The organism is Dysgonomonas sp. 520, from assembly GCF_010501095.1.
Lineage (GTDB): Bacteria > Bacteroidota > Bacteroidia > Bacteroidales > Dysgonomonadaceae > QVMP01.
The window spans coordinates 131,861-132,256 of record NZ_QVMP01000008.1 but is presented as its reverse complement, the minus strand read 5'-3'; the positions used below and the strand labels follow the sequence as shown (position 1 = coordinate 132,256).

At 34.8% G+C, this 396-nt stretch carries 1 protein-coding gene; it reads left to right on the top strand.

Annotated features, from left to right (window positions below; all coding sequences use genetic code 11):
• Positions 1 to 20 precede the first annotated feature (20 nt).
• A partial coding sequence (locus tag D0T56_RS06440; protein WP_163319315.1) for a hypothetical protein occupies positions 21 to 396 on the top strand: 376 nt, incomplete at its 3' end.

Sequence of the window (396 nt, the reverse complement as noted above, 5' to 3'; positions counted from 1 at the left end):
AACACTTAAAAACAAAAAATATGGAGTTCGGAAAAATGCGACCGATAGAATTCATTGCTGTGGATATAGGTCAGGAATATGATTTGGGACAAAACAAAAACAGTATAATTATGGTGGTGCACGGAAGTGCAAACATCTTATCTACAATTTATCAGAATAGCAAGATTAAGACAAAAGACATGTTTTTCCTGCCCTCAGATTGTGATGCTAAGATAGAATCTGCGGAAAAATGTTTGCTGATTTGTATAAACTTAACTGACGAACTGGATATGTTTTCTTATCTGTGTTCCAGTAAATTACAATCGGATGCAGCACACAAAAACAGCATAGAGGTATTGACTATGAATGACATGGTTTTCAGCTACGCACTTTCTTTACAAAGTTATCGGATAAAGA